1 protein-coding gene, 1 tRNA gene and 1 pseudogene are annotated in these 886 nt (G+C 50.8%); 2 read left to right on the top strand and 1 reads right to left on the bottom strand.

Annotated features, from left to right (window positions below; translation table 11 throughout):
• Window positions 1–76: pseudogene (locus tag DBR30_RS22500) on the top strand (LysM-like peptidoglycan-binding domain-containing protein); the annotation flags it as partial.
• A 275-nt stretch (window positions 77–351) separates the two neighbouring features.
• Window positions 352–561: a cold-shock protein gene (locus DBR30_RS17815; protein ID WP_005338972.1), complete on the top strand. Its 210-nt coding sequence runs from the start codon at window positions 352–354 to the stop codon at window positions 559–561.
• Between the two features lie 228 nt (window positions 562–789).
• Here the strand turns inward: DBR30_RS17815 and DBR30_RS17810 are convergent.
• A tRNA-Gly gene (locus DBR30_RS17810) sits at window positions 790–865 on the bottom strand.
• Window positions 866–886: the final 21 nt, after the last annotated feature.

The raw sequence follows: 886 nt of genomic DNA, 5'->3' as shown, positions 1-886 counted from the left end.
GGTCGAGATCCGCTCCTACGGTCAGGCAGTCTACCGCTATGACCGGCAGGGCGAAGGGTTCGCCCTCAAGGAATAACAAAAACGGGAGGCGCTGGCCTCCCGTTTTTTTCCGGTCAAATCTCTTCAAATAAGCTACTGACTTCACAATATTTTTAGCTTGTTCAAAAAACGAAAGGGGTCAAATTGACAAGGATCGGCGCTAACGTACAATCGTTTGTGCTTTAGACAGGGATTGTTCTACGTGCTACTGGGACAAAGAGACGTGGTCAGTCATGAGCCAACCCCTGCTTGCAAGGCAAATGCAGCCCAGCACGGGCTTAGTTTCATTTTGTTATTGATAGGATTTAGCACATGTCTGACATTCGCACCGGCCAGGTAAAATGGTTCAACGAAACCAAGGGTTTTGGCTTTATTGAACAATCCCAGGGTCCGGACGTATTCGTTCACTTCTCCTCCATCCAGAGCACCGGTTTCAAAACCCTGGCTGAAGGTCAAAAAGTCCAGTTCACTGTGACCCAGGGCAAAAAAGGCCCTCAGGCTGAGAACGTTACTCTGGTCTAAGCCCGCGCCAGTGAATCATGCAGGAGGAGCCAAGGCCCCTCCTCTTTTTTGCCCGCAATTCTTCCTGCCAACCACCTTTCCCTCACACAACCCGCACAATGAGCCCACATCCCCTTCCTGTTTGCAGAAGGCGACAGAGACACGCTGAGTAAACGCCAGATACGACAAAGCATCGCAGCGCGATGTGAGGGGCAATTCAGAGGGATTATGAAGAATTCGAAGAGAGATTGGAGCGGGAAACGAGACTCGAACTCGCGACCCCGACCTTGGCAAGGTCGTGCTCTACCAACTGAGCTATTCCCGCAACAGAATGTCATTTACAAGT

Source organism: Aeromonas sp. HMWF017, assembly GCF_003061465.1.
GTDB classification, from domain to species: Bacteria; Pseudomonadota; Gammaproteobacteria; order Enterobacterales; family Aeromonadaceae; genus Aeromonas; species Aeromonas veronii.
Note: the sequence above shows the minus strand (reverse complement) of the source record. Positions and strands in the feature narration are given on the sequence as shown.